At 62.9% G+C, this 24,106-nt stretch carries 15 protein-coding genes and 1 pseudogene; 7 read left to right on the forward strand and 9 right to left on the reverse strand.

Going from position 1 to position 24,106, the window contains the following annotated elements:
- Positions 1-75 precede the first annotated feature (75 nt).
- From WT60_RS01160 to WT60_RS01170, 3 genes are read left to right on the forward strand one after another with little or no spacing between them, the layout of a single operon-like run.
- Entirely contained in the window at positions 76-2,565 is a 2,490-nt protein-coding gene (locus tag WT60_RS01160) for a hypothetical protein (RefSeq protein ID WP_186448552.1), read from the forward strand.
- A complete protein-coding gene (locus WT60_RS01165) occupies positions 2,549-6,751 on the forward strand; it encodes a helicase-related protein (RefSeq protein ID WP_060356676.1) in 4,203 nt (1,400 codons plus the stop codon). The genes WT60_RS01160 and WT60_RS01165 overlap by 17 nt, the downstream gene beginning before the upstream one ends.
- A 14-nt stretch (positions 6,752-6,765) precedes the next feature.
- Positions 6,766-8,961 (forward strand): hypothetical protein, encoded by a 2,196-nt coding sequence (locus WT60_RS01170; RefSeq protein ID WP_060356680.1) that lies wholly within the window; start codon positions 6,766-6,768, stop codon positions 8,959-8,961.
- A gap of 123 nt (positions 8,962-9,084) precedes the next feature.
- On the opposite strand, the gene WT60_RS01175 is transcribed toward WT60_RS01170, so the two are convergent.
- From WT60_RS01175 to WT60_RS01190, 4 genes and pseudogenes are all read right to left on the reverse strand, one after another.
- Entirely contained in the window at positions 9,085-10,638 is a 1,554-nt protein-coding gene (locus WT60_RS01175) for an IS66 family transposase (protein ID WP_059584212.1), read from the reverse strand.
- A 30-nt stretch (positions 10,639-10,668) separates the two neighbouring features.
- Positions 10,669-10,977 (reverse strand): IS66 family insertion sequence element accessory protein TnpB, encoded by a 309-nt coding sequence (gene tnpB / locus WT60_RS01180; protein WP_348982041.1) that lies wholly within the window; start codon positions 10,975-10,977, stop codon positions 10,669-10,671.
- A 32-nt stretch (positions 10,978-11,009) separates the two neighbouring features.
- The gene (locus WT60_RS01185) at positions 11,010-11,438 is read right to left on the reverse strand and encodes a transposase (RefSeq protein ID WP_231752061.1); all 429 of its coding nucleotides are present in this window, start codon (positions 11,436-11,438) and stop codon (positions 11,010-11,012) included.
- Between the two features lie 176 nt (positions 11,439-11,614).
- A pseudogene (locus WT60_RS01190) lies at positions 11,615-11,872 on the reverse strand (tyrosine-type recombinase/integrase); the annotation flags it as partial.
- Positions 11,873-12,446: 574 nt separating this feature from the next.
- On the opposite strand from WT60_RS01190, the gene WT60_RS01195 reads away from it, so the two are divergent.
- The gene (locus WT60_RS01195) at positions 12,447-13,091 is read left to right on the forward strand and encodes a lytic polysaccharide monooxygenase auxiliary activity family 9 protein (RefSeq protein WP_059645407.1); all 645 of its coding nucleotides are present in this window, start codon (positions 12,447-12,449) and stop codon (positions 13,089-13,091) included.
- A 184-nt stretch (positions 13,092-13,275) separates the two neighbouring features.
- Positions 13,276-14,940 (forward strand): BBE domain-containing protein, encoded by a 1,665-nt coding sequence (locus tag WT60_RS01205; RefSeq protein ID WP_060355728.1) that lies wholly within the window; start codon positions 13,276-13,278, stop codon positions 14,938-14,940.
- 220 nt (positions 14,941-15,160) lie between these two features.
- On the opposite strand, the gene WT60_RS34265 is transcribed toward WT60_RS01205, so the two are convergent.
- Complete coding sequence (locus WT60_RS34265; RefSeq protein ID WP_156437528.1) at positions 15,161-15,898, reverse strand: hypothetical protein; 738 nt, start codon at positions 15,896-15,898, stop codon at positions 15,161-15,163.
- On the opposite strand from WT60_RS34265, the gene WT60_RS01215 reads away from it, so the two are divergent.
- Entirely contained in the window at positions 15,897-17,702 is a 1,806-nt protein-coding gene (locus WT60_RS01215) for a methyl-accepting chemotaxis protein (RefSeq protein WP_038752253.1), read from the forward strand. The two genes, WT60_RS34265 and WT60_RS01215, sit on opposite strands and share 2 nt — an antisense overlap.
- 72 nt (positions 17,703-17,774) lie before the next feature.
- Here WT60_RS01215 and WT60_RS01220 read toward each other — a convergent pair whose 3' ends face one another.
- A complete protein-coding gene (locus WT60_RS01220) occupies positions 17,775-18,596 on the reverse strand; it encodes an alpha/beta fold hydrolase (protein WP_038752256.1) in 822 nt (273 codons plus the stop codon).
- A 970-nt stretch (positions 18,597-19,566) separates the two neighbouring features.
- Here WT60_RS01220 and WT60_RS01230 point away from each other — a divergent pair.
- Complete coding sequence (locus WT60_RS01230; protein ID WP_060355724.1) at positions 19,567-21,228, forward strand: acid phosphatase; 1,662 nt, start codon at positions 19,567-19,569, stop codon at positions 21,226-21,228.
- A gap of 241 nt (positions 21,229-21,469) precedes the next feature.
- Here the strand turns inward: WT60_RS01230 and WT60_RS01235 are convergent, their stop codons facing one another.
- The 3 genes from WT60_RS01235 to WT60_RS01245 all read right to left on the reverse strand — a co-directional run bounded on the left by WT60_RS01235 (position 21,470) and on the right by WT60_RS01245 (position 24,100).
- Positions 21,470-22,093, reverse strand: coding sequence for a LysE family translocator (locus WT60_RS01235; RefSeq protein ID WP_060355723.1), 624 nt, complete (start codon positions 22,091-22,093; stop codon positions 21,470-21,472).
- 386 nt (positions 22,094-22,479) lie between these two features.
- Entirely contained in the window at positions 22,480-23,172 is a 693-nt protein-coding gene (locus WT60_RS01240; RefSeq protein ID WP_059645613.1) for a methyltransferase domain-containing protein, read from the reverse strand.
- 175 nt (positions 23,173-23,347) lie between these two features.
- On the reverse strand, positions 23,348-24,100 hold the full coding sequence (locus tag WT60_RS01245) for a TylF/MycF/NovP-related O-methyltransferase (RefSeq protein WP_236860849.1): 753 nt from the start codon (positions 24,098-24,100) through the stop codon (positions 23,348-23,350).
- Positions 24,101-24,106 lie beyond the last annotated feature (6 nt).

Consider the following 24,106-nt stretch of genomic DNA (forward strand, 5'->3'; position numbering starts at 1 on the left):
GGAGCCGCCCCTCTGACTTACCTTTCACGGGCAGCCAACGAACCCATCGCACCGCAGCCTTGGGCGAAGGAGCTCGTGAGCACGCTGCTCGCTGCTGCTGACCAAGGTGGCGTAACACTTTGCTTGGTCTGGCCTGCCAAGCTGACGTCCCTACCCCTGTTGCATGGCCTAGCAAACATCGAACGGGTCTTCGCCAAGGACCTGCGTGGCATGCGGACCTTGCTCTATCCCGGTACCCATGCCTGTCGCGCGCCGCTCCATAGCGTCGTCGCCAACCGCGAGTTACTGAGCGCTTTCTATCGCAGCCTGTGGGTACAGGACAATGGCTCATTCGAGGTGAAGTCCTGCACAGTATCGCCAGCGTTCCTGGCCGCGCTATGGGCTCTAAACGACCTCAGTCAGCACAATCCCGACTCTCCTGACCCCTCACTCGCAGAACTCATTCCGACGTTCATTTTTGACCCAACCAAGCGTACTTGGACCACGACCGTCTCTAATCCGCTCGAACGTAGCCTCGCGAAGGTCGAGCACCGCGCGCTTCGGCGTGATTTGCGCGAGAAGGTCAGCTTGGAGTGGGATACTCCTGACAAGGCACCTGGTGCCCTCATGGTTGTGCACCACACGGCGAAGAAGGGTGCGTGGCGGACAGCATTGACCGCCACGGCATTGAAGGGCGAGGGGCGTCCGGAGGTCTTGCTGCTGGATGCGACAGATGCCGCGACGCGCACGAATTATGCCGCGGTCAAACGAATTCCAGATTTCTTATCGTTTGCGCGCGAGAGTGGTTTCTCCGATAAAGGGGCCGTCATCGTGACAGATGACCCAAAGACCTTCTTCGTCCTGCGCGCGCAACTCTGTGAATCCAAGGTCACTTTCTCCACGAAAGTGTGGGCGGCGGAAGCTGAGGAAGCGCTGCTCTCGGCGCATCCGGTCGCTCCCGACTGGCATCCGGCGCAGCGGAACAATTCAAACTTTAGCGTCAGTATCGTCGACCGAGATGCGTCCCAGCTTGCGCTGACGTTTCAACGTTTGGCAGCATCGGCGAACAACGAGGAAAGCCCCGCCCATCAGGCGCTGTTACAAGCGTGCATCTATATCTTGCGGTTGTCGAACATGCCTGCGGGATACACCGACCTCACCGCAGTGTCGGCAGAGGCCGGTGAAAGCGACTACAGTAGCCGGCAGAACGCTTGGACGCCCGTGAAGCTCGCGCTCGCAGCAGCGCTTGCCTCCGGCGCATTGAACCAGATGCGCGACTCCGTCGAACGGGCGATTGCGCGCGCGGAGAAGCTCATCGATGACTGGAACGATGCCACGCCCATGGCGTCTCGCATGCTGGCTGAAGTCCGGAAACACGCGGTTATCGACCGGCAGGGCATCTCGTTAGTGTTGCCAAGCAGCAAGTATGTGTTGCTCGCGCATCGCTTTCTCGAGCGGAAGCTAGGCAACGACTGGTCCACTGCCGAAGCGCACATTGAATGGCACACGCTCTCCGCGGTCGGCAAAACACTCACCGGTGACCGGAAAGGCAAGCACTTCGCGTTCGTTGGCATCAACCCCGATGTGTTTCGCGTCCTGGTGACACACCCGGAAGTGCCGCACGGCACTGTGGTACTAGTCGCCTATCGACAAGCCGAATCGACCCTAAAGACGCTGACCAGTATGAAGGAGATAGAGGCGTTCAAGGCTTATCGAGGGCGTATCGGTCTCCTGGCCTTGGAACTCGAGCGGCGCCTGGCCGAGGTTCCGAACCCTCTCGTCATTGGCAAGCTCCGTGAGATATCTCTGGCGTTCAAGTTTGACGAGAACGGGCACAACACTCCAAGTAGTGAACAGACATATTTCAAGTTCGAGCTCGAAGGCGGTGGCTTGGCGTATGCCTCTGGATGGGTCTACCGTTACGCGCCTGACGAAGACCCACTATTCCGGCGCATGGCCGCAGGCCAAATTGAACCCGGCGACTTCATCTTCGACTTGAGCGACGAGCTGCGTGCAAAGCTGGAGTCGTCGCTCCAGCTAAACGGTGATGCAAGCTCGGTGGTGGACCCAGTGCGGATGCTGCTCAAGCTTTACCACGAGGATGTACAACGGCGCTGCGCTTTGCTGTTCAAGTCGACAAATCGGTCGGCACTGGCACGTGAGATTCACGCCAAGATGGTCGAGCTTGACCACAAGGCCGCGGAATGCCGACCGAGTCGTGTGTACTACTGGTTGGCCCCGCAGGCGAAGGAAGACACGCGGGCTCACGCGTCCCAAGATGCTAAGTACTTCAAGGTCTTCTGTAAGGCCTTGGGAATCAACGACGAAGTCGCGGAACAACACTGGGGCTTTGTGCGGAATGCGCGACGTTTGAACCAATATCTCGGGCGAGAGCTGGCCGCCCGGTACGCTGAAATACTGTTCCAGCCTGAGAGCGCGGCAGTCTACCGCAAGGTTCCCGAAGCCGTCATCCGGGCCCTCCAGCAGGAAGCGCTACGCTGTGTCTATCGCGTCGAACGCGTTGTGCCGCCTCCGGCACGTGTGACCACAAGCAAGAAAGGGGAGACAAATGCCTATCCTCAGTGAGAATCCACGCGACATTCACCCCGCCTACAAGGAGGCCGTTGTCGACAGCTTGCTCAATGGACTGTCGGCGCGGCTTGCCGGTCGAGGTGAATTCTACAAGGTCATTTACGGCACTAAGCCCAGCGCGGCGCTGATATCGGAATTCATCGTGCCGATGCCTGCCGAGGAGCGGGGGGGTGACGAGGAGGCGGACCCCATTCGTATCAGCGCGCACGGCATGGACTTCCAGATTCTCTCGTCTGCGATGGGCACAACTCTGGGCGTATCGCTGACTGGCGCCGTTTACGTCCGCATCCTGCCGACCGAGGACGAGGTGAAGCCCGGGGGCCGGCTGGAAGCCACGTTCCCGCTGACCAGAGAGGCACGCGCCGAAATTCGCGGCAAGGTCAAGGAGGCGCTGACCAAGCTCATCGCCAGGCTACCTGGCGGCAAGACAAATCCGGACTGGGCGGTGCAGAGCTACGAGGCGCGCAAGTGCGTGTATGCGTCGATGGGCTTGCCCTTCGACAACAGGTTGGACCGTGCGCCGACAGGCGAAGAATCCGAGGCCGAGGGCGCCGAAGATGAGACTGGCGAGAACGGCGAGGAGGGCGAATCACGCCCTGCTCAAGAAGTTACTGTCGGCCTCGTCACGCCCGATGGTTTGGTAGAAGATACTCTTCCTCCACCGAAATGGCTCCGGCTTGAGCTTGTTCTGCCCTCGTTCGAATTCACGCCGGCAACTGCTGCTGTTGATGCCCAGAAGGCAACGAATGCCCTCAACGAGGCCATCGCCACGCAGCTAGCGGATTGGGCCGCCAGTACTAACCCCGAGACGGGCGGGAGGTTTTGGGGCTACCGCCGAGCCCGCGTCCGCCCCTCCGACGTGCGCGACTGGAAACGCTACTTGGAGGCGGTTCGGGCTTCGAGTCTTGCTGTCGTCATACCGAAAATCGACCTGCGCTGGGTCGTTCAGGCAGTGCCCGACCCGGTTGACGCGACCCGAATGACCGTCCATGTTGCCTTGGAGAACTGGACTGCGCCACTCACAAAGACCAATTTCAAGGAGCTAGAGCCCTCACTTTTTCAGATTTCGGTGGCTGTGACGGTGCGCGCGGCAGACCACCTGTTCCTCCACCTGGACCGCGTCAAGCCGTCGTATCGATATAACCAGTACCTCAAGTATCCAGCGTTGGGCTTCAATGGCGGCATCACCTTCACCACCGACGGCGTGCTGCACCGACTCACAACAACCTGGACACCACGCTACGTTCTGCCGCGAATCATCCCAACTGACGCGGCCGTCGAGCTCAACATCGGGAAACTGGCTCAACCTGACTGCCTGATTGGTCTGAAGCCCCTCATTAGCGCCTACGAAGTATGGCTGACCAAGGTTGAGAATTATCCAGTGGAACAAGGACTCAAGGGGGCGAATGCCGCCGAGCAGCTTGCTGCGGAGCGCGAGAAGCTGCACCTTGACCTAGCGGCGTGGCGTCGCGAGTTGAGTGCCATCCGATGCGGCCTAGAAATTCTTGAGAAGTCCCGCGCACACTGGAGCGGGCCCGGAGTCCAGAAGTCGCCAATGGGTATTCCGTTCGAAGCGTGGGTGTCGATGAACACTGCGATGGCCAAGATGGCCAAATCGAAGGGCTATTACGAATGGCGCCTGTTCCAGCTCGCTTTCATCCTGACGTCCATCCCGGCTTTCGCGACCCGCATTCCCGAGTTCCACAGTTTCTACACGCCCGATGTTGCCCAACACGCCAATGCCGTCACATTGCTGTACTTCGCGACCGGCGGTGGCAAGTCCGAGGCCTTCCTTGGCCTGCTAGCGTTCGTGCTCTTTCTCGACCGCCTACGCGGAAAACACAAGGGCGTTTCAGCATTGATGCGCTACCCACTGCGTTTGCTCACGCTGCAGCAGGCACGCCGGACTTTCGCCACCATGGGCGCGGCCGAAGAGGTTCGGCATTCGCGCGGTCATCCCGGCGACCCGTTCTCGCTGGGATTCTGGGTGGGTGGCAGCAATACGCCCAACTGGCATTCCGAGGAGGGATACGACGACGTACCCTACGATAGCGAGGTTCCCCCCGATGTCGAGCCGAAGCACAAGGATGTCCAGCCCTACAAGAGCGCCAGGGAGCGCTGGCTGAAGCTAGCGTCGTGCCCGTTCTGCGGAAACAAAGACGGAAGCCTCCTGGCTCTCCGTCGCCATTCCGGCGCAGGCGCCAATGCAATGGGTCATTACTGCGCGGCGTCGAAGGAGACGTGCTCTTGGAACGCGCGCTTCGCCAAACCGACCCCGCTGCCTTTCTATATCGTAGACGAGGACATCTACGACCTGGCGCCGTCCGTTCTACTGGGTACGGTCGACAAGCTGGCCGCCATCGGTCAGTCGCAGGGAACCATCCGCAAGTTCTTTGGCATGTTCGGTTTTGCGCCCCTAGTCGAGACGGGCAGCGAACGCTTATACGTACCGATGAAAGTTAAGGACTGGGATGGGCGCCCGGGCACGGACACGCGCGCACTGTTCCCATCCTTCGCGTCAGGCGAGAAGAGATTTTTCGACCCGTTCCCTGCCTTGCTCATTCAGGACGAGGCGCACCTCCTAGACGAGTCCCTCGGCACTTTCTCTGGACTTTTCGAGTCTGCGCTTGAAGCCGGGTTTGACCAACTCGCGCCGTTGCTGAAGGGTCACTTGACATATGAGCCCGACTCCACGGTCCGGAGAAAAATCAAGGTTATCGCCGCATCGGCCACCGTCAGCGAACCGCAACGGCAGATGCGCAACCTCTACCAGCGCGATTCCACGGTGCAGTTCCCTTACCCCGGGCCGACTCTCTACGACTCGTTCTACTCAACGCCCCTCCAACCAGACGCCACGTCGAACGATACCGAGCGAGCGTCCGTTCCCGTGGACGATGTGGAGCTACGTAGCCACTGGACACGCGTCTATGCCTCCATCCTGACCAACGGACACCGCCACACCGTAGCAATGGCTTCGGTACTTGGCCACTACCATCTCATGCTCACCGGCCTGTATGAGGGCCTGCGCAGCGAAGACACAGCCAAGGAGGAAAGCGCACGCGCCGAGTTGAGTCGGTGGGTTTCGCCTGGTCCTCTCCATGCTCAGTTCGTCCGGCTCCTAGAAGGCGCCGATGCCGCTACACTGCTGACGCTGGTGGACCTGCACCGCATCGCGCTGACCTACGTCACTAACAAAAAGGGCGGCGACCAAGTCATCGACACCGAGAAGGTGCAGTTCGAGAAGCTCCACCAGGCTGACGGACACGCCGACCACGTATTGAACTCCGAGCTCATATCTGGCGCCGTTTCTGCCGCGGATATTCAAGACATCGTCCGAAGAGCCGAGACTCGCGTTGGTGTCAACGAGCCATTCCCAGAGCTCAACAGTACCCTCCGGTCGGTCATCGCCACCTCCGCTATCTCTCACGGCGTCGACGTCGAAGAGTTCAACGCGATGTTCTTCGCGGGTATCCCGTCAGACATTGCCGAGTACATCCAGGCATCGTCGCGGGTAGGCCGAACGCATGTAGGCTTCTCGCTGCTGGTGCCGGTACCGCAACGCTATCGAGACCGGTTCGTGCTGGAGATTCACGACATCTTCCACCGGTTCCTCGAGCGGATGATTCTGCCGGCCGCAGTCGACCGATGGGCGGAGAAAGCACTTGTGCGGGTAATGCCCAGCTTTTTCCAAGAGTACGTCTGTGGGATGAACGCCATCGAGCGTCTTTGCGCCGCGGCCGACGACACGAAACGCAGCAGCCCAACGTTCGCTATGGCGCCCGATGTGCGGGACTACCTGGACATTCCGGCCAACATGAAGGCCACCGAAGCCTTCATGGAGAGGGCGCTTGGATTGACCTTCTCACCGTCGCCGGAAGGCAAGAACTACTATCGCTCGCTACTTAAACGGCAGCTCACGCACTACCAGCAGGACCTTGGTGTCGACCGGTTGGTCAACACCACCCCTTTGGGCAAGTTCTTCGCCATGCGCAATAGCCTGCTCAGACCGATGACGTCGCTACGCGACGTGGACCAGCCTGGGCTGATTCGCGAGTCGGGCATCGATGCCTCCTTCAAACCCGTGAAGGAGGGTATGACGGCGCGGGCGATGACCTTCATCCGACGGGGTTCCGGAGCAGACATCGATTCGACAGACAGTGCTACGGAAGCACGCAGTTGAGGGAGGCAAACGAGATGGCCAAAGCCAAGACAATGAACCGCTCTCGCAACCAGCTTGCGACGGCCTATGCGCCAGAAAGCTTCTTCACTTTCGAAGGAGGGATGGGGGCATGCATCGCTCGTTCGTCGGCAGGCGAGCCAATTCAGCTGTCCGAGTCGACTATGGACTTGGTATTCGAGCGGATGAACGAGCTTGGACGCGCTTGGTTCTGCGCCGCCTCAGCCGCACGTGACGGTGACCCGACGAAACCTCGCATCATGCCGGCCCAGTGCGTTGACCAGGCTATGCTGGACACGACAAGGACAGAATTCCAGCTGCCGGGTCAGGACCGCTTCTATCTCTGCCGTCCGTCCCACATGGAGTACACGCCGGCGCCTCTGACCTTCGTCTGCCGGACCTGTGGGATGTTCCAAGGGTACGACACGCTCGCGGAACTGGACAGAAATCTGGAAAGGCTGACTCCTAACCATTGCCCCAACCCGAAGACGAAGGGCCAGTGCGACTGGGAGCAGCTGGACGTCATCTTTGTGCATTGGTCTGGTCACTGGGAGGCTGCCTTTCCAGGGCAATGGCACTGGAGCGACCGTGATGCCAAAGTCATCAAACGCCACGACAGCTGCGTTTGCGGAAGCTTCCAGTTCAAGTTGAACCGGCGCTCCGCCGGCATCGGCGACTGGTTTTTCGAATGTGCCGCCTGCGACAAGCCGTTGTCGACGAAATGGCTACAGAACGACCGTGACACCCTGCGCATTCTCGGACCTGCGATGGGCCCCGACCGCTTAACCGAGGTTCGCATGCAGGCTGCCCCTTATCGGGCGTCGAGCGCCTATTACGTCAAGTCAGACCTCTTCATCGATTTCAAGGACAGCAGCCAGCAGTTGCTGACGCGCTTGCGACCTGGACATGAGGCAGAACTCAAGGACTTTGTCGCCAAGCAGTACGGCTTCGCGGTTCAGCCCATCACCGACGAGGACGTCCAGAGGGCCTGTGAGGGCAAGTCTGAGTGCGCCAAGGACCTCGCAGACTACCTATCGGCCGTAGAGCAAATTCGTACCCTAGAGGGACTTCCAGAGCCCATGCGCGTAACGCTCAAGGGCTCTATCGACCTTGCGCATAGCCACAAGCAACGGGTCCTAGATGACCTTCGGCGGCGCCAGATTCTGCTGCCCAAGTCGGACCTTCCGATTTCGGTCTTGTCGAACATTCAGAACAGGCAGTCAATGTTTGCGTCGAAATTCGACCCGTTCCGCTTGGCTATCGAGCACGCCACATTGAAGAGCGTGCGCCTTGACGTCGAGACGAGGACAAACGGGAAAAAGCCGTACGTATCGTTCACCAGGCTTGACGAGGACCTAGCGCCGGAAGATAAGGACAAGACGGAACAGGTGCAGGCGGCAACGCGAGCGCTGCTGGACAAGCTGGGCCTGGAGGACATGGGCCTCATCCGCGAATTTGACCTCTGCCGCTTCAGTTTCGGCTACTCTCGAATGGAGTCAACGCCCATCCTTCGGGATAAACGTGGCACGGACATGCCTGTCCGCCTAAACTTGTTTCCGCCCATCAAGCAGAACGACACTATGCGGTATCCCGTGTACGTCGTGCAGCAGGGGAACGAAGCCCTCTACGTTCGGCTCAAGGAAGAACTCGTTCTTGAATGGTTGCATAGCCTCAAGTGCCAGGACATGTTCACGCTAAACGCAGGCGAGAAAATTGGCGCCGGCCTGCTGGCGGCAGCGCAGCCGATGAATCCTTTCCTGGACGACCTGCCTGAGACGACATCACCGCCAGTTTACTTCTACCTGTACACGCTGCTCCACAGCTACTCGCATCTACTGATGAAACACATATCGGAATATTCGGGCCTCGACTTGGGCTCGCTCGGCGAGTACATCTTCCCGGCGGACCTCGCCTTCGTGGTATACCGCAATGGTACGACGATGGACTTGGGCAACCTGTCCGCACTCTGGCGCAACTCCGGTATCTCGATGTTGACCGCATTATTGGCTTCGAAGGCAACTCAGTGCGGCACAGGTTCCCTTTGCACGGAACGCGGCGGCGCCTGTCCTGACTGCGTGATGATGCCAGAGACGTCCTGTATTGCAGGCAATAAACTGCTGTCGCGGTCTGCGCTGCGGTCTATTGGAGGTAGGCCTCGCCTCGACAAGCGTGGGCAGCCAATTCGTGGATATTTCGATATGGTCCAAGCCTAGACTCTGCTTCATCTGTCCGGCTGCCTGCAGTTAAACCGTAAGCGCCTCGCGAAGGCCGTCCGCAATCCGGCGCGCACGTGAGGCATGATTGGTTATCGAGCGCTCATGTTGGCCCGCTGGCAATCAGCCCGTGGAGGCAGGTGGGCAAGACTTCCCTGGCAGCTTTTTTGCCACGTTCCAGGGTAGTAATTCGTCGATGCGGTTAATGGGGTGATCAGCGATATGGGTCAGCACGTATTCGAGGTAAGCGCGCGGGTTGATCCCGTTCAGCTTGCACGTGCCGATCAGGCTGTACATCGCCGCGGCCCGTTTCCCCCCACTGTCGGAGCCGGCGAACAAGAAGTTCTTTCGACCCAGACTCACACAGCGCAACGCGTTTTCGGCCAGGGCGTTGCTGATCTCGGCACGGCCCTCTTCGCAGTACAGCACGAGGGCATCCCACTGATTAAGCGAGTAATGGATCGCTTTGGCCAATTCGGATTTCTTCGACAGCGTCGCGAGTTTGTCCGTCATCCACGTCTTGATGGCCGCGAGCAGCGGGATGCTTTTCTCCTGGCGCACGCGCAGCCGCTGCGCGGCGGGTTTGCCGCGGATGTCGGCCTCGATCGCGTAAAGTGCACCGATCAGCTCGAGCACCTCCCGGGTCGCCTCGGCAGGCGTTCGGGCATGCACGTCGTATATGTACCGTCTCGCGTGGTCCCAGCATGCCGCCTCGCGAATCTTGCCGCTCTCGTACAGTTCGTTGAAGCCGCTGTAGGCGTCGGCTTGCAAGATACCCTTGAATCCGTCCAGGTGGGTCTGGGGATGAATGCCTTTGCGGTCCGGCGAGTAAGCAAACCACACTGCGGCCGGTTCGGTCGAGCCCGAACGAGTGTCATCGCGCACATACACCCACAGGCGCCCCGTCTTCGTCTTCTTCTTGCCCGGCTCGAGTACCGGGATAGGCGTGTCATCCGCGTGCAGCTTCGACGGCGCCACCGTGTAGCGGCGCAGTGCCTCGGTCAGCGCATCGCAAAGGGCCTCGCACTGGCCGACCCAGCGGCCCATGCTGGCCGGGTCGAGCTTCACGCCGTCGCGCGCGGCTATCTGCGACTGGCGGTACAACGGGGCGTGGTCGGCGTACTTCGAGACGAGGATGTCGGCCAGCAGGCTCGGATGGGCGATGCTGCGCGTAATCGGCAGGCCGGGCATCGCCGGCTGCGAGAAGTGGTGGCCGCACGGGCAAACCGTCTTGCGCCGGATCGTACGAATCACCTTGAACACCGCCGCGACGCGGGCGAGCTGCTCGGACACGTCTTCTCCGAGCGGCTGCATTGCGCTGCCGCACTTCGGACACGTTGCGTCAGCCTCCAGTACACGTTCTTCGCGTGGCAGATGCGGCGGCAGCGCTTCTTTCGGCGATGCGTCGCTCACAGGCGTGCTTGCGCTTGATTGGCGGGCGCGCCGCACATCGGCGACGCCACGCTCGCCCGTCAGGTCCTCGAGCGCTGTTTCTAGCCGTGCAACCTCGCGGTCCAACTGCTCGGACTTGCGTCCGAATTGCATGCGCCTAAGCTTGTCGAGCTGAGCCTTGAGTTGCTCGATCTCCAGATCGCGCTCGGCAAGCTGAGCACGAGCCTCGAGCAGCAATGCTCGCAGCGTTTCAACATCGTCAGGAAGTTCGGCGCCGTTCGACATGCGGCGCAGTTTACGAGCCTTCTGCTCGGTTTACAACATCGACAGTGCAGCGGTGCGACGCGGTTGCCGCCAATCGATGCCTTCGAGCAACATGGACAATTGCGCTGCCGTCAGATGAACCTTGCCGCCATCGGCCTGCGGCCAGACGAAACGACCACGCTCAAGCCGTTTCGCAAGAAGCCAGAGCCCGTCCTCGGTTGCCCACATGAGCTTCACGAGATCGCCGCGCCGGCCCCGGAAGATGAACACGTTGCCGCTGAGCGCATTGTCCTCGAGCGCCGTGTGCACCTTCGCCGCCAGCCCTTGGAATCCGCAGCGCATGTCGGTGACGCCGGCCACCAGCCAGACTCGGGTACCCGTGGGAAGAGAGATCACGATTGCATGCTCCCCAGTACAACACGTAGCGTGTCGGCGTCCACAATGCCGTCCACCTTGACGACCACCTCACCGAATCGAATCTCGATTGTCCCGGCTCGAGTAGTGCGGTTGCCCACTGCCCGAGCTTCCGAGGGCATGGTCACGCGCTGCGCCGGCGTTTCATCGACCACCGCCACCGGAATCAGCGACGTCGTTTGGGCCAGCAATTGCTCGCGATAGCGACGCCGCCACGTGAACAGCATGTTTGCATTGATGCCATTCTCGCGCGCCAGCTTTGCGACCGAAGCACCCGGCTCGCATGCCGCGGCCGCAAGACGGCGTCGAAACTCGCGATCATAGTTTGGGCGCCCCTTGCGGCTCCCGGGCTTGGCTTCCGGCTCTGTCACGGTGATGTCCATCAAATCGAAAATGATGGGCACCACTTTGATGTCGCTTCTCGCCCTCGTCTACGACGGTCGCCGTGAGGCGCTTACCCTGGCGCGGAGAACGGCGCTTTTTTGCCTGGTCCGTGACAAGAATTGGTGGTCGCGAGCGACAGCAATTGATTAACTCCACACCCCCACCGTCGTTTTTACCGAGTGTAGCTAAAGTACACCTGTTATCCGGCCCTTCGCATGTTTTCCTGCACCGCCGGCGGCAACTGGATCACTTCCGCGACCGAGGTATGCGGTGCCACCCAACGCGCGAGACGATCGGCCGACAGGTGCGCGTAGCGCTGCACCATCTCCGACGTTCCCCAGCCGCCGAGTTCCCTGAGCACCTGCAACGGCGTGCCGCGCTGCACGTGCCAGCTCGCCCAGGTGTGCCGCAGGTCGTGCCAGTGGAAATCGCCAACCCCCGCCCGCTTCAGTGCCTTCCGCGATGACGTTGTACCCGGCTAACCGATCACTGAACCGCGGTAAACGAACGCGCGTTCGATGTGCACGGGGTTCCGCCGTTTCGGCGAGTCAGCCAGTCTGACCGACGAGGAGCGCGCTGATGCTAGTGCCCGTGAGCCGATCGTAGAGCGTCTACGTGACCCGGCCCTGATCGACGGCCGGCGCGTGGGGCCGTTCCGCGAACGGCCCGTCGTTGTCCATGCAGACAATGACCCATTCTCACGACCCCTTTCCCCGGTTCGCGACAATCCTCGCGCGGCCGCGGAGCGCGGAACCCAGTGGAACATTTCTGATTCTTCAATTTCCATGAAATTCATGTAATCACCATGCCTCTCCATCCGCCCGATCAACAATCGAAAAATCAATTATCGATCAAATAAAAAACCGATCGTCGTTTAATCGATTTAATGAAAAATACAAATCGAATCGCTTTAAGGAAAATATATTGGCGTTCGCCGAATTAAGGTCCTAGCATAAATTCCATTGGCATCGCGAATAGCTTCCAACGTTGGTCTTGCCGATGTCCGGCATGTTTGCAGCAAAGGAGGCGAAATGAGCACTATCGGTTCGAGAAGCGCAACGAAGTCTTCGTCAATTGCACCGAGGCACGGTCGCGTCATCACGCCCGAATCGCGCGCCGTGTTTCTTTACGAAGCAGGAAAACTCGATTTCGGGCAAGTCAACGAACTGGAAGGCGGCAAGTTCTTTCCTGCGACCCAGGGCGGTCTGAGAGATCCGGACGCGCCGGACGACGTCGCCAACGGCGTGCCGCCGCGCGACGGCGAAATCGCAAGCGGCGGGCGCACGGCGGATGCCCGCGCGCAACTCGACGAGCCCGATTCCGTCGCGCACTGGCACAAGCACGCAGTGCGGTCGGGCCAGTCGTTGCAAATCACGTGGTCGTATTCGATGCCGCACAAGACGCGGCGCTGGACGTACTGGATCACCAGGCCGGGATGGGACGCCAGTGCGCGGCTCACGCGCGCGCAATTCGAGTCCGAGCCGCTCAAGATCTATCTGAACACGTATCAGCCGTACTGGGGGCCGGACGCGGACCGGGAACTGATTCCCAGCGGCGACACGGTTCACGAACTCAATCTGCCGACTCGCACGGGCTATCACGTGCTGCTCGCGGCCTGGGACGTTGCCGATACCGCGAACGCTTTCTATCAGGTGATCGACTTGAATTTCGCGTGAATCCGCTCGCCCGTCCGAACTGATGCGCAGCTGCGATCGACTGCTCGCATCAAGCATCGCGGCCATCGGATTCGAGACCATCCGATGGCCATCTTGCACGCGCTTGCATCGGCGATCGCGCGTGGATCGCTCGATGGCCGTCCATTCGGTTTCGAAGCATCCGACACGCTCGCCGGAGGTTCAGATGTCCTATGTGCTCGTCGACGGCGCAGATCCTCGTCATGCGACTCTCCAAAAGGGATTCAACCTGCGCTGGCCGCCGACGGCGGAAGCCGGCGCGGCGGCGATCTACGTCTGTCGCACGCCGGATGACGTGATCGCGGCGTCGCGCGACGCGCTCGCGAGAGGTTGCCGGATCACGGTGCGCAGCGGCGGGCACTGTTACGAAGGCTTCGTCGCGAACCGGCTGCCGAGCGACAACGGTCGGCAGCTCGCCATCGTCGATATCGGCTTGATGTCGGGCTTCGATTTCGATCCGCAGGGGCAGATTGCGTCGCCGTTCGATGTCGCCGGCTCGGCGCGCTACTCGGTTCGTGTGGCCGCGGGCAGTCAGAATTGGAACGGCTATGTCGGCCTGTACAAGTCCGCCGGCAAGACGCTGCCCGGCGGCTCGTGCTATTCGGTGGGCGCGGGCGGTCACATCGTCGGCGGCGGATACGGCCTGCTTTCGCGGATGCACGGGCTGACAGTCGACTGGCTGGCGGGCGTCGACATCCTGACGCCCGCATCCGGCGGCGGCGCGCTCGACGCGAAGCACGTGCATCTCGGCAGCGCCGATCCGGCGGACCGTGCGCTGTTCATCGCGTGCCGCGGCGGCGGCGGCGGCAATTTCGGCATCATCCTGAATTACTACTTCCGGGCGCTGCCCGACGCGCCGCGCACCGCCTATTGGCTGTCGCTCGCGTATGACTGGTCGCATTTCACGCAAGCGAGCTTCGGCCGTTTCATTCAGACCTACTGGGACTGGTTCAGCCGCAACGACGCCAACTGGAACGCCGGCGATCCGGCGCTCGCGAACGGCGGGCTGTTCACGCTCCTGAAGCTGCAGCATCGCTCGACCGGGCCGATCGTGCTCGCGATCCAGTACACGGGAAAGAACGGAACGGTCGGCGGCCCGGCCGATGCGCCCTTCGTCGATTTCGTCGACACGATGAATGCGGCCGCCGGCCGGATGCCGGTCATCTGGGATCGCTTCGTCGCGCCGAATCTGCCGTCGCTCGGGCATCCGCTCGCCGGGCTGCGTCTGACGCACGCGGTTCAAAACGCGTTGAAGATGGATTGGCTGTACCTGACGCAGACGATCAACGGATCGGGGGCGAACCGGCGCGGGAAGTACAAGTCGGCGTATCAGATCGGCAATTTCGGCGACACCGAGATCGATGCGTTTTGGCGATATCTGAATACCGCGGACGAGCCGCGCCTGAACCAGACGCTCGTGCAGATCGATTCGTACGGCGGCTGCGTCAACGCGAACGACGAAAGCGCGAATCCGACGTCGGTGTGCCAGCGGCGATCGCTGTTGAAGTCGCAGTACCAAACTTACTGGACGAATCCCGCCGACGACGCGTTCCACGTCGAATGGCTGCACGATCTGTTCGCCGCGGTGCATGCGGATCAGGGCGGCAAGCCGTACCGCGACGCGGGCGGGCGCTACGAAGGCTGCTACATCAATTATCCGGACATCGACATGAAATATCTCGACAGCGATCCGGCGCAGATCGATCCGAGGTGGCTCGAGCTGTACTACGGCGACAAGGCCGCATCGCTAATCGCGACGAAGCGCGCGGTCGATCCGTCGAATATGTTCAGGCATGAGATGTCGATTCCGCTGGCGCCGCCGCCGGGCTGAGCGCGCGATGGCCGAGGCAGGCGGATTGCGATCGTGTCCGGCAGCGCGCTGCCGACCGATCGCGAGATGTGCAGTCGAATGAGATTCTCGAACACGAAAGCATAGGGGACGAATTCGCCCGGGGCCGCCTTCGCGCTTCGTGTGCGAATTCGTTTGTCACTGTAAAGCCGGCGCATCGACGCCGCATCGGGAGATCAAGATGCCGACAAAAATCGTGGATTTATCCGCACGCTCCGAAATCATTCGCGACGAACCGTTCCATGTTCATTTTTGGGAATGCACGCCTGACGAATATCTCGAATATCTGTCCCATCCGCGCGACTTTTTGTCGAAGATCGGAATAAACATTCCGGACGACTGCCGAATCGAAACGACCATCGAGAATCACGATTGGATCGGTCAACATGCGCCGGGGTTGAAGAGCGCAAACGGAACGATCATCTGCAACGTGGGCGGCGGCAACGTCGCGCGCGCCGTCTATCGCGTCGTGAGCTACGGCCACGATCATGCGACGGTCGGCAAATTCAAGAAACAGCTCTTGCACGCGGAAGACGAACAGCAAAAACGCTGACATTCGCGGGAGGGCGGCCGCGGCATGAATGGTCGGGCAATGGTGCGGGCGGCGCGCGTGCGCTGCGATCGTGCGCGGCCGCGCGAGTACGCGCGGCCGCGATTCAGCGTTTCCTTCGCTTCGAAAGCGATCGAACCGGAACGGCGCGTCGCGCGGACGAAGATCCATTTCCCGCAGGTCGTCGATTCGCGCGGCATCGCCATGTTCGTCGGCTGATTCGATCACTTTTTTGTTGATCGAAACATGGCGTTGACGCAGATAAAAAATGCCCGCGCATTCCGTATAAACCCTAGGGAGAAAACCCTGACTCTTCACACCATTCGGGTTAAGTCGAGCGTTTTCTTGGCCGTTAACCCATGAGTTCGCACATCCCACGTCGCTCCTCATGCTCTCCTCGATCCGGTCCCGCATTCTCGTCGCGTGCCTTGCCATCGTCATCGGCGCGCTCGTCATCAATACGGCGCTCAATTATTTCGTCGCCAATCGCTACAACCGCGAGTCCATCAGCCAGAACCTCAGCGCGGTGCTGACCGGCCACGAGGCCGGCATCGCCGATTGGGTCGCGTCGAAGACGCAGATGATCGTATCGGTCGAAGACGCCGCGCTCGCGCCCGATCCGATCCCGGCGCTCAAGCAGATCGCCGCGGCGGGCGGATTCACCAACGTCTACGTCGGCTACGCGGACAAAACCGCGAAATTCTCGGACGCATCCGGCATTCCGGCCGACTACGATCCGACCGGCCGCCCGTGGTACAAGCAGGCCGTGCAGGCGGGCAAGCCTGTCGTCACGCCGCCTTATGTCGACGTCGGGACGGGCAAGCTCGTCGTTGCGTTCGCCGCGCCGATCGTGCGCGACGGCGCGCTGAAGGGCGTCGTGTCCGGCGACGTCGCGATGGACAGCGTGATCGCGAACGTCAAGGCGATCCATCCGACGCCCGAGAGCTTCGGCATGCTCGTGGACCGCGGCGGCCACATCGTCGCGCATTCCGATCCGAAGCTCACGCTCAAGCCCGTCACCGATCTGACGGACGACTTGAGCGTCGACGCGCTCGCCGCGTCGTCGGCCGACGACAACGCCGCGCCGATCGAGGCGCACGTCGCCGGCGCCGCGAAGCTGATGCGCGCGCGCGCCGTGCCGGGCACCGACTGGCTGACCGTCGTCGCGCTCGACAAGTCCGATGCGATGGCCGGCATGCATTCGCTGCTGCTCGTGTCGATCGGCACGCTCGTCGCGCTCGTCGTCGTCGCGGCGCTGATCGTGGGCGCCATCACGGGCGTCGCGTTCAAGGGGCTCGCGCGCATTCGCGACGCGATGGAGTCGATCGGCTCCGGCACGGGCGACCTGACGCAGCGCCTGCCCGACGCCGGGCGTGACGAAGTCGCGCAGATCGCCCGCTCGTTCAACGCGTTCGTCGGCAAGCTGCAGGACGTGATGCGCGTGATCCGCGACGCGAGCGAATCGGTGCGGCACGCGGCGGGCGAAATCGCATCGGGCAACCATGATCTGTCGCGCCGCACGGAATCGGCCGCGGCGAGCCTCGAACAGACGGCCGCGTCGATCGAGGAGATCACGTCGACGGTCACGCAATCGGCGGGCGCCGCGCGCCAGGCCAACGACATCGCGACGAACGCGGCGAGCGTCGCGTCGCGCGGCGGCTCGGTCGTGTCCGACGTCGTGTCGACGATGCAGGAGATCGAGGGCGCGTCCGGCAAGATCAGCGACATCATCGGCGTGATCGACGGCATCGCGTTCCAGACCAACATCCTTGCGCTGAACGCGGCCGTCGAGGCGGCGCGTGCGGGCGAGGAAGGGCGCGGCTTCGCGGTGGTCGCGGGCGAGGTGCGTTCGCTCGCGCAGCGTAGCGCGCAGGCGGCGAAGGAGATCAAGGCGCTGATCGATTCGAGCGTGTCGAGCGTGTCGACGGGCGCGACGCTCGTTCAGCAGGCGGGGCAGACGATGAACGACATCGTCGGCACGGTCTCGAACGTGACGACGATCATGCGCGAGATTTCGAACGCCGCCGACGAGCAGACGCGCGGCATCCAGGAGGTGAATCGCGCGGTCGCGCAGCTCGACGAGATGGTTCAGCAGAACGCGGCGCTCGTCGAGCAGTCGGCCGCGGCGGCGTCGGCGCTGCAGACGCAGGCGGTCGAGCTCGCCGAGGCGGTCGGGCGGTTCAAGGTCGCATGATCGTCGTTGCGCGGGACGCGTTGCCGCCTCCTTTGCGCACGGGTGCGCGCGGCCGTCGGAGAATGCCGCCCGTCACGTTCGGCCGCCGTCGCGGCCGAGCCAGTCGAGCAGCGTTCGCGTCACGAATGCCGGATTCTCGAGATTCGAGATGTGCCCGGCATTCGGCACGAACACTTTTTCGCAGCCGATGAGCGTCGCGATTTCGTCGGCTTCCGCGGGCGGCCGCGCGACGTCGTTCGCGCCGCACATCACGAGCGTGCGGTCCGCCGGCAGCGCGGCGAGCTTCTCGCGCGCGTCCTCGCGGCCGAACGTGATCTTGCCGAGCGGAATCACCGAGTCGCGCAGCCGCTCCGTCGTGAACGCCTGAAGCGCGCGCCGGAAGCCCGCGGGCAGTTCGCTCGCGAGATCGATGCCGGGACGGAAGAAGATCGGCACGATCGCGTCGAGCAGCGGCTCGGGAATCGTGCCTTGCGCGTCGATGGCCGCGAGCATCTGGAAATACTTGTTGCGCGTCGCGTCCGGCTCCACGCCGACGTAGGTGTCCATCAGCACGAGCCGATCGACGCGCTGCGGCGCGCGATGCGCGAGCGGCACCGCCCACATGCCGCCCACCGACAGCCCCACGATCGAGCAGGTCTTGATGCCGAGGTGATCGAGGAGCGTGCACATGTGCGTTGCAAGATCGCCGAGGTCGTTCGTGCCGGCGGGCAGCGGGCCGGACCGGCCGTGCCCCCACAGGTCCGGCGCGATGACCTGGTGGGACTTCGAGAGCGCTTCGAGCTGCGGCTCCCACATCGACGAATCCCACAGGTAGCTGTGTCCGAACAGGACGGGCGCGCCGGAACCCCTGATCTGATAGTGCAGAGGCTGGCCATCGATGGTGACGAAAGGCATGTCGATAGGTTCGGTTGTCAGTGAATCGGTTGAAGGAAGTCGAGCGAAAGCGCGGGGGCGTGGCATGTGTCGAAGCGACGGTGGCGACGATCTCCGTCCGCCGTTTTCGAATGCGGGGTGCTTGAATTGCCGCGTCACCTTATCTCGGCTGCGTGGCGAACGCAATCTGACCAAACGCTTTCGGGCTGAATGAAGCGCTCGATTTCGAATGGGCGCGTCCGGCACGCGTTTCGAATCCGGCGCTGCGTCGAAATCGACGCCGACTGACGAATTTCCGCGAATGCTCGAGCAAGGGCAGCCGAATACGCGGGATGCGGCGCGCGTTGCGGCATGGGCGTCGTTGGCGAAAGCGTCGGTGCGTCGCGCGTCATGCGTGGCCGGCGGCATCGCGCGGATGGGCTGCGTGTGCGTGTCGCGGCGTTGCGCCCTCGGCTTCCTCGCCGGCTGCGGGCCCGCCGTCTCTCGACGGCGGGCGCCGCGCATGGCGCGTTTTCATTATCGCCGCCGCTGCATTCGTTTCCCGCCCATGGCTTCGCGTCGCATGAGGGCGGCGTGCTGCGGCGTTCGCGTGTTACGGCGGCGGCATGCATCGTGGCAAGGCCGCCGCCGCTCGCTAGTCAGCGGCTCCGCATGGCGGCCTTGCGTGCGAATGTTTCATGTTTCGTCTCGTACATGCATCGATCAAGCAGGGTTCGGCGAGGTCGTCGCGCTATAGTCGCGATCGTGACGTTTTCGTGACAGTGCGCGCGACGGGGCGTTTCGCCCTGATTGCACGTGCTTTGCCGGCCTGAATGCAGGTTGCCGGCCGTGCCGGCGGCCGCGTGTCGCTCAGGCCGCGGCGGCGCGCGGCCGCGCACGCACGAAACGCGTCCAGCCGCGGCAGCGGCAATTCGACGCTGCCCGCCCGACGCGCCGACGCGCCGACGCGCGCGACGGACCGTACGACCAACCAGAAGACCGAGGAGCAGAAGTGACTGACAAGCATTCCCCGTCGACCGACCTTCCCGAGGACCCCGATCGCCGCCGCGTGCTCGGCGGCATCGCCGCGCTCGGCGCGAGCGTCGCGCTTGGCGGCTGCGAATCGACCGTGTCGAGCGCGCCGCGCTCGGCCGCCGATTTGCGGCTCGACGCCGCGTTGCGCAACGAGGTGCGCAACGTCGTCGTGATCTACGCCGAGAATCGCAGCTTCGCGAACCTGTTCGGCGATTTTCCCGGCGTTCGGCAGCCGCTCGGCGCGGTGTCGCCCGAACGCTACGCGCAGCTCGATCGCGACGGCAAGACGCCGCTGCCGGCGCTGCCCAAGATCTGGGGCGGCCTCGTGCCGCAGGCGCAGGTCTTCGACGGCAAGCGCTACATGATCGGCGAGCGCGACATCACGGGCCTGCCGAACGCGCCGTTCGTGATTCCCGACGCGCAGGGCAAGCCGCTGCCGAACGGCGTCATCACGCGCGACTTGTGGCATCGCTTCTATCAGAACCAGATGCAGATCAACGGCGGCCGCAACGATCAGTTCGCTGCATGGGCCGATTCGGGCGGCCTCGTGATGGGGCATTACCGCAATTCGGCCGAAACCTTGCGGCTTTGGAATCTCGCGCGCCAATACACGCTCTGCGACAACTTCTTCATGGCCGCGTTCGGCGGCTCGTGGCTCAATCACGTTTTCCTGATCTCAGCGCAAGCGCCGCTCTATCCGGACGTGAACAAGAGCCCGGCGAAGCACTTGGTGTCCGTCGTCGAAGGCGACGATCCGACGGGCGCGCGCCTGAAGCTCGCGGCGGATTCACCCGCGTCGGCGCTCGACGGCCCGCCGAAATTCGAGAACGACGGCCTCTTCACGCCCGACGGCTACGCGGTCAACACGATGGCGCCGCCGTATCAACCGAGCAGCGTGCGGCCGCCCGTCGACGGCAACCAGGCGTATGCGGACCCGTCGAACCCGCGCGTGCTGCCGCCGCAGCATTACGCGACGATCGGCGATCGCCTGTCGGAGAAGGGCATCGACTGGGCATGGTACGGCGGCGCGTGGCAATTCGCGCTCGAGCATCGCGACACGGGCTCGGTGCCGGACTTCCAGTACCACCACCAGCCGTTCAACTACTTCGCGAACTACGCGCCGGGCACCGACGCGCGGCGCCGCCATTTGCGCGACGCGGGCCTCGGCGACGATCCGTCGACGAACCATCTGATCGCCGACATCGACGCCGGCCGCTTGCCGGCCGTCACGTTCTACAAGCCGCAAGGCAACCTGAACATGCACGCGGGCTATGCGGACGTCGAATCGGGCGATCGGCACATCGCGGCGGTGATCGAGCGCATCATGCGCGGCCCGCAATGGGCGCACACGGTCGTGATCCTGACGGTCGACGAGAACGGCGGATGGTGGGACCCGGTGTCGCCGCCGAAGGGCGACCGCTGGGGGCCGGGCTCGCGGATTCCGGCGATGGTGATCTCGCCGTTCGCGAAGAAGGGCTACGTCGATCACACGCTGTACGACACGAACTCGATCCTGCGCTTCATCTCGCGCGTGCACGGGCTTGCGCCGCTCGACGGCGTGCTCGCGCGCGAGCGCGCGTTCGCGGCGCGCGGCGCGCAGCCGCCGGGCGACCTCACCGCGACGCTCGATCTCGGCTGACGATCGGCCGCCATGCCGTCGCGAGCGGCAGGCTCGGCGATCGGGCGCGCCCTTGAGCCGGGATCGGGCGAGCCCTTGAGCCGGCATTGAACGTGTGGCCGGCGGCGCGGGCGAGCGAGACCGTCGCGGCGTTCGCGCGGCAGGCTTCGGCGGCGCGCGTGCCTTCGAGGCAAGGCTGCCTGCTCGCTTCGAATGCGCGGCGCTCGCCCTACCTGGGCGAGGCGCGGGCGCACACGCGCGGTTAGCTCTGCGACATCCCGAGCGTCAGCGCGCCCGCACCGATCAGCGCGGCGCCGCCGCCGTAGCCGAAGCGCCGCTGCGCGGCGGCCCCCGTCAGCCGCGCAGCGGCGAAGCGCGCGATGCGCGCATAGCAGGCGGCATTGAGCGTAGCGAGACAGACGAAGGTCGGCAGCAGGATCGCGCACTGCCGAGCGAACGTTTCGTGTGGCGAAATGAACTGCGGAACGAACGCGACGAAGAACACGATGCTCTTCGGATTCAGCGCGGTGACGGCCCACGCGGACAGGAAGCGCCGCTTCGCCGAGCGTCGCTCGACGCTCACTTCCATCGCGCCGACGCGGCGTGCATGCAGGATCGAGCGAATGCCGAGATAGATCAGATAGCCGCCGCCGACGAGCTTGAGCGCGGTGAACGCGGCCGCCGACATCGCGAGCAGCGCGCCCGCGCCCGCGAGGGAGATCGTCATCGCGGTGGTGTCGCCGGCCGCGACGCCTGCGACGGTGCTCCACGACGAACGAATGCGATTCGCGAGCGAATCGCCGATCACGAGCAGGATCGTGGGGCCGGGGATCATCAGAAGCACGATGCTGGCGCCGGCGAATGCGAGCCAGGTTTCGAAGGACATGGTGATCTCCGTTCGCGATTGCGCGATTGCGCGATTCGAGTCGAAAGGCCTCAGTGATCCATGGGGGCGGGCGGATTGTCAAGGTGCGCGCCCGCGAAGTGTGTCCGGCGCGACTCGGCCCGCAAGTGTCGGGCATGAGACGGCGCACGCCGAGCGAACCGCGCCGACGCGTGCAATTCATGGTCGTGCGCGCAAGCCCGCTTGGGGCCGGAGCTTCGCAACGGCGGGATGGGCGCTGGCGCTGCTGAGCGGCTCGCCGCGCCCGGCTCGTGCCCCCGTGTGATCCGGTGGTCGATGCCGACACCGCCCGCCACCAAGCGGTTCATCGCGGTCCCGATCGCTGCGTCGTTGAAGCCAAAGGCGTGTCGTTACCGTGGGAGCGCGCGTCAGCGGCTGCGCAGCACATACACGCCGAGCCACGATGCAATCACGCCGACACGGCCTCCGGATGCGCGCCACGCGATGTCGAGCAGCCGGTTGTATCCCCGCGTCAGGGCCCGCTTGAGCGGGTGCCCGGTATAAAACGACCGCCACAGGCGCGTCCGATACGGATCTTTGAAAAAATAGACGTCGACCATCTCGAGCAGCCCCGCTTCGCCGAACGATATCGGCATGCCGGTCGTGCCGAACGCGTGCCGGATGCTCTGCGGCAGATAGGGGCGAACGTGCGAGAAGTCGTGATAGAAGCGCTCGCCGGGCGTCGGGCTGACGAGGATCATGCGGCTCGCGTCGTGCATGAATGCGCAGAGCCGCGGCACAAGCGTGACGAGGCCGTCCGGCGACACGTGCTCGATCACATGGCTCAGGAAAATGACGTCGAACGGTTGTTGCTGCGAGGCGAGGAAAGCATCGGGTTCGTATGCGGCGTAGCCCTTCGCGCGCGCTCGCGCGACGTAATCGGGATTCGTGTCGACACCCGTCACGTCGAGCCCCAGCGCCGCGAAGCCGTCGAGAAATTTACCGAGTCCGCAACCATAGTCGAGCACGCGCAGCGGCCGGCTGCTTGCATGTTGGAAAGCGCGCATCAACACCATGATGCGCTCGTACTCGAGCGTTTGATAATGCGCAGGTTTTTTCATGTCGACCTTTCCCAATCCTCTTGTCTCGCAGCGATGCACGGCACGGTGTCCGGCAGTGAGCGTCCAACGAGTTGCCATGAGCGCACGGCGAGCCGCCGCATCGTGCGAATCGCGGCAATCTCGTCGTCACCGTTCGACATTCCGATGTCGCGTCGCGTCCAGGCGGCGCATCAACTTACGGCTGCTTGATGAACAATGCGTGTCCGTTCAGGTTGTGGACGAAAAGCCCGTCTCGATGACTTGCGACGATCTCGTTGACGGCGAGCGTGGCGCCTTCGCAACCGAACGTACCGTAGTCGTCGAACACGACGACGCCGCGTGATTCGACGCGAGGCCAGAGTGCATTGAACGAGTCGAGAACCGACCGGTATGAATCGACATCGATGTGCGCGAAACACACGCGATCCGGCATTGCGGCAAGCGTGTCGTCGGGAAAGATTCCACGATGAATGCGGCAGTTGGCGCCGATCGTCTCGAGCAGGCGAACTACCGAATGCTCGTCGGCGTCCGAATGCTCGCCTCCGGAATAAAGCGTGTCGTATTCGGCGTCGCATTTCGCCACGCCACTGAACGTGTCGAAAAGATGCAGCGTCTTTTCGGGTAGCGCACGCGCAATCACGGCCGCCGTTCCACCTCGCCATACGCCGATTTCGATCGCCTCGCCTGCGAGCCGCGCGCACTGCTGCGCGAGTCGATACAGCTCGTAGCAGCGGTATACGTCGACGAGAGTCGACGATTTCGCGAGTGCGTAAACGTCGGTGAAACCGGCGTCGTCGAGCCACGGCGCATATGTCGCGAACGGGATGATCTGTGCGTGACTGTAGCCGTCTTTCAACGTTTCGAAGCGCGTCTGACGCATTCGCTCGAGCAGATCTCTTCGCTCCGCGCGAAGTACGTTCAGGAAGTTCGGCGAGGTCTTGTTGATCATGGCAAT

This window comes from Burkholderia sp. MSMB617WGS, assembly GCF_001532025.2.
Classification (GTDB): Bacteria; Pseudomonadota; Gammaproteobacteria; order Burkholderiales; family Burkholderiaceae; genus Burkholderia; species Burkholderia savannae.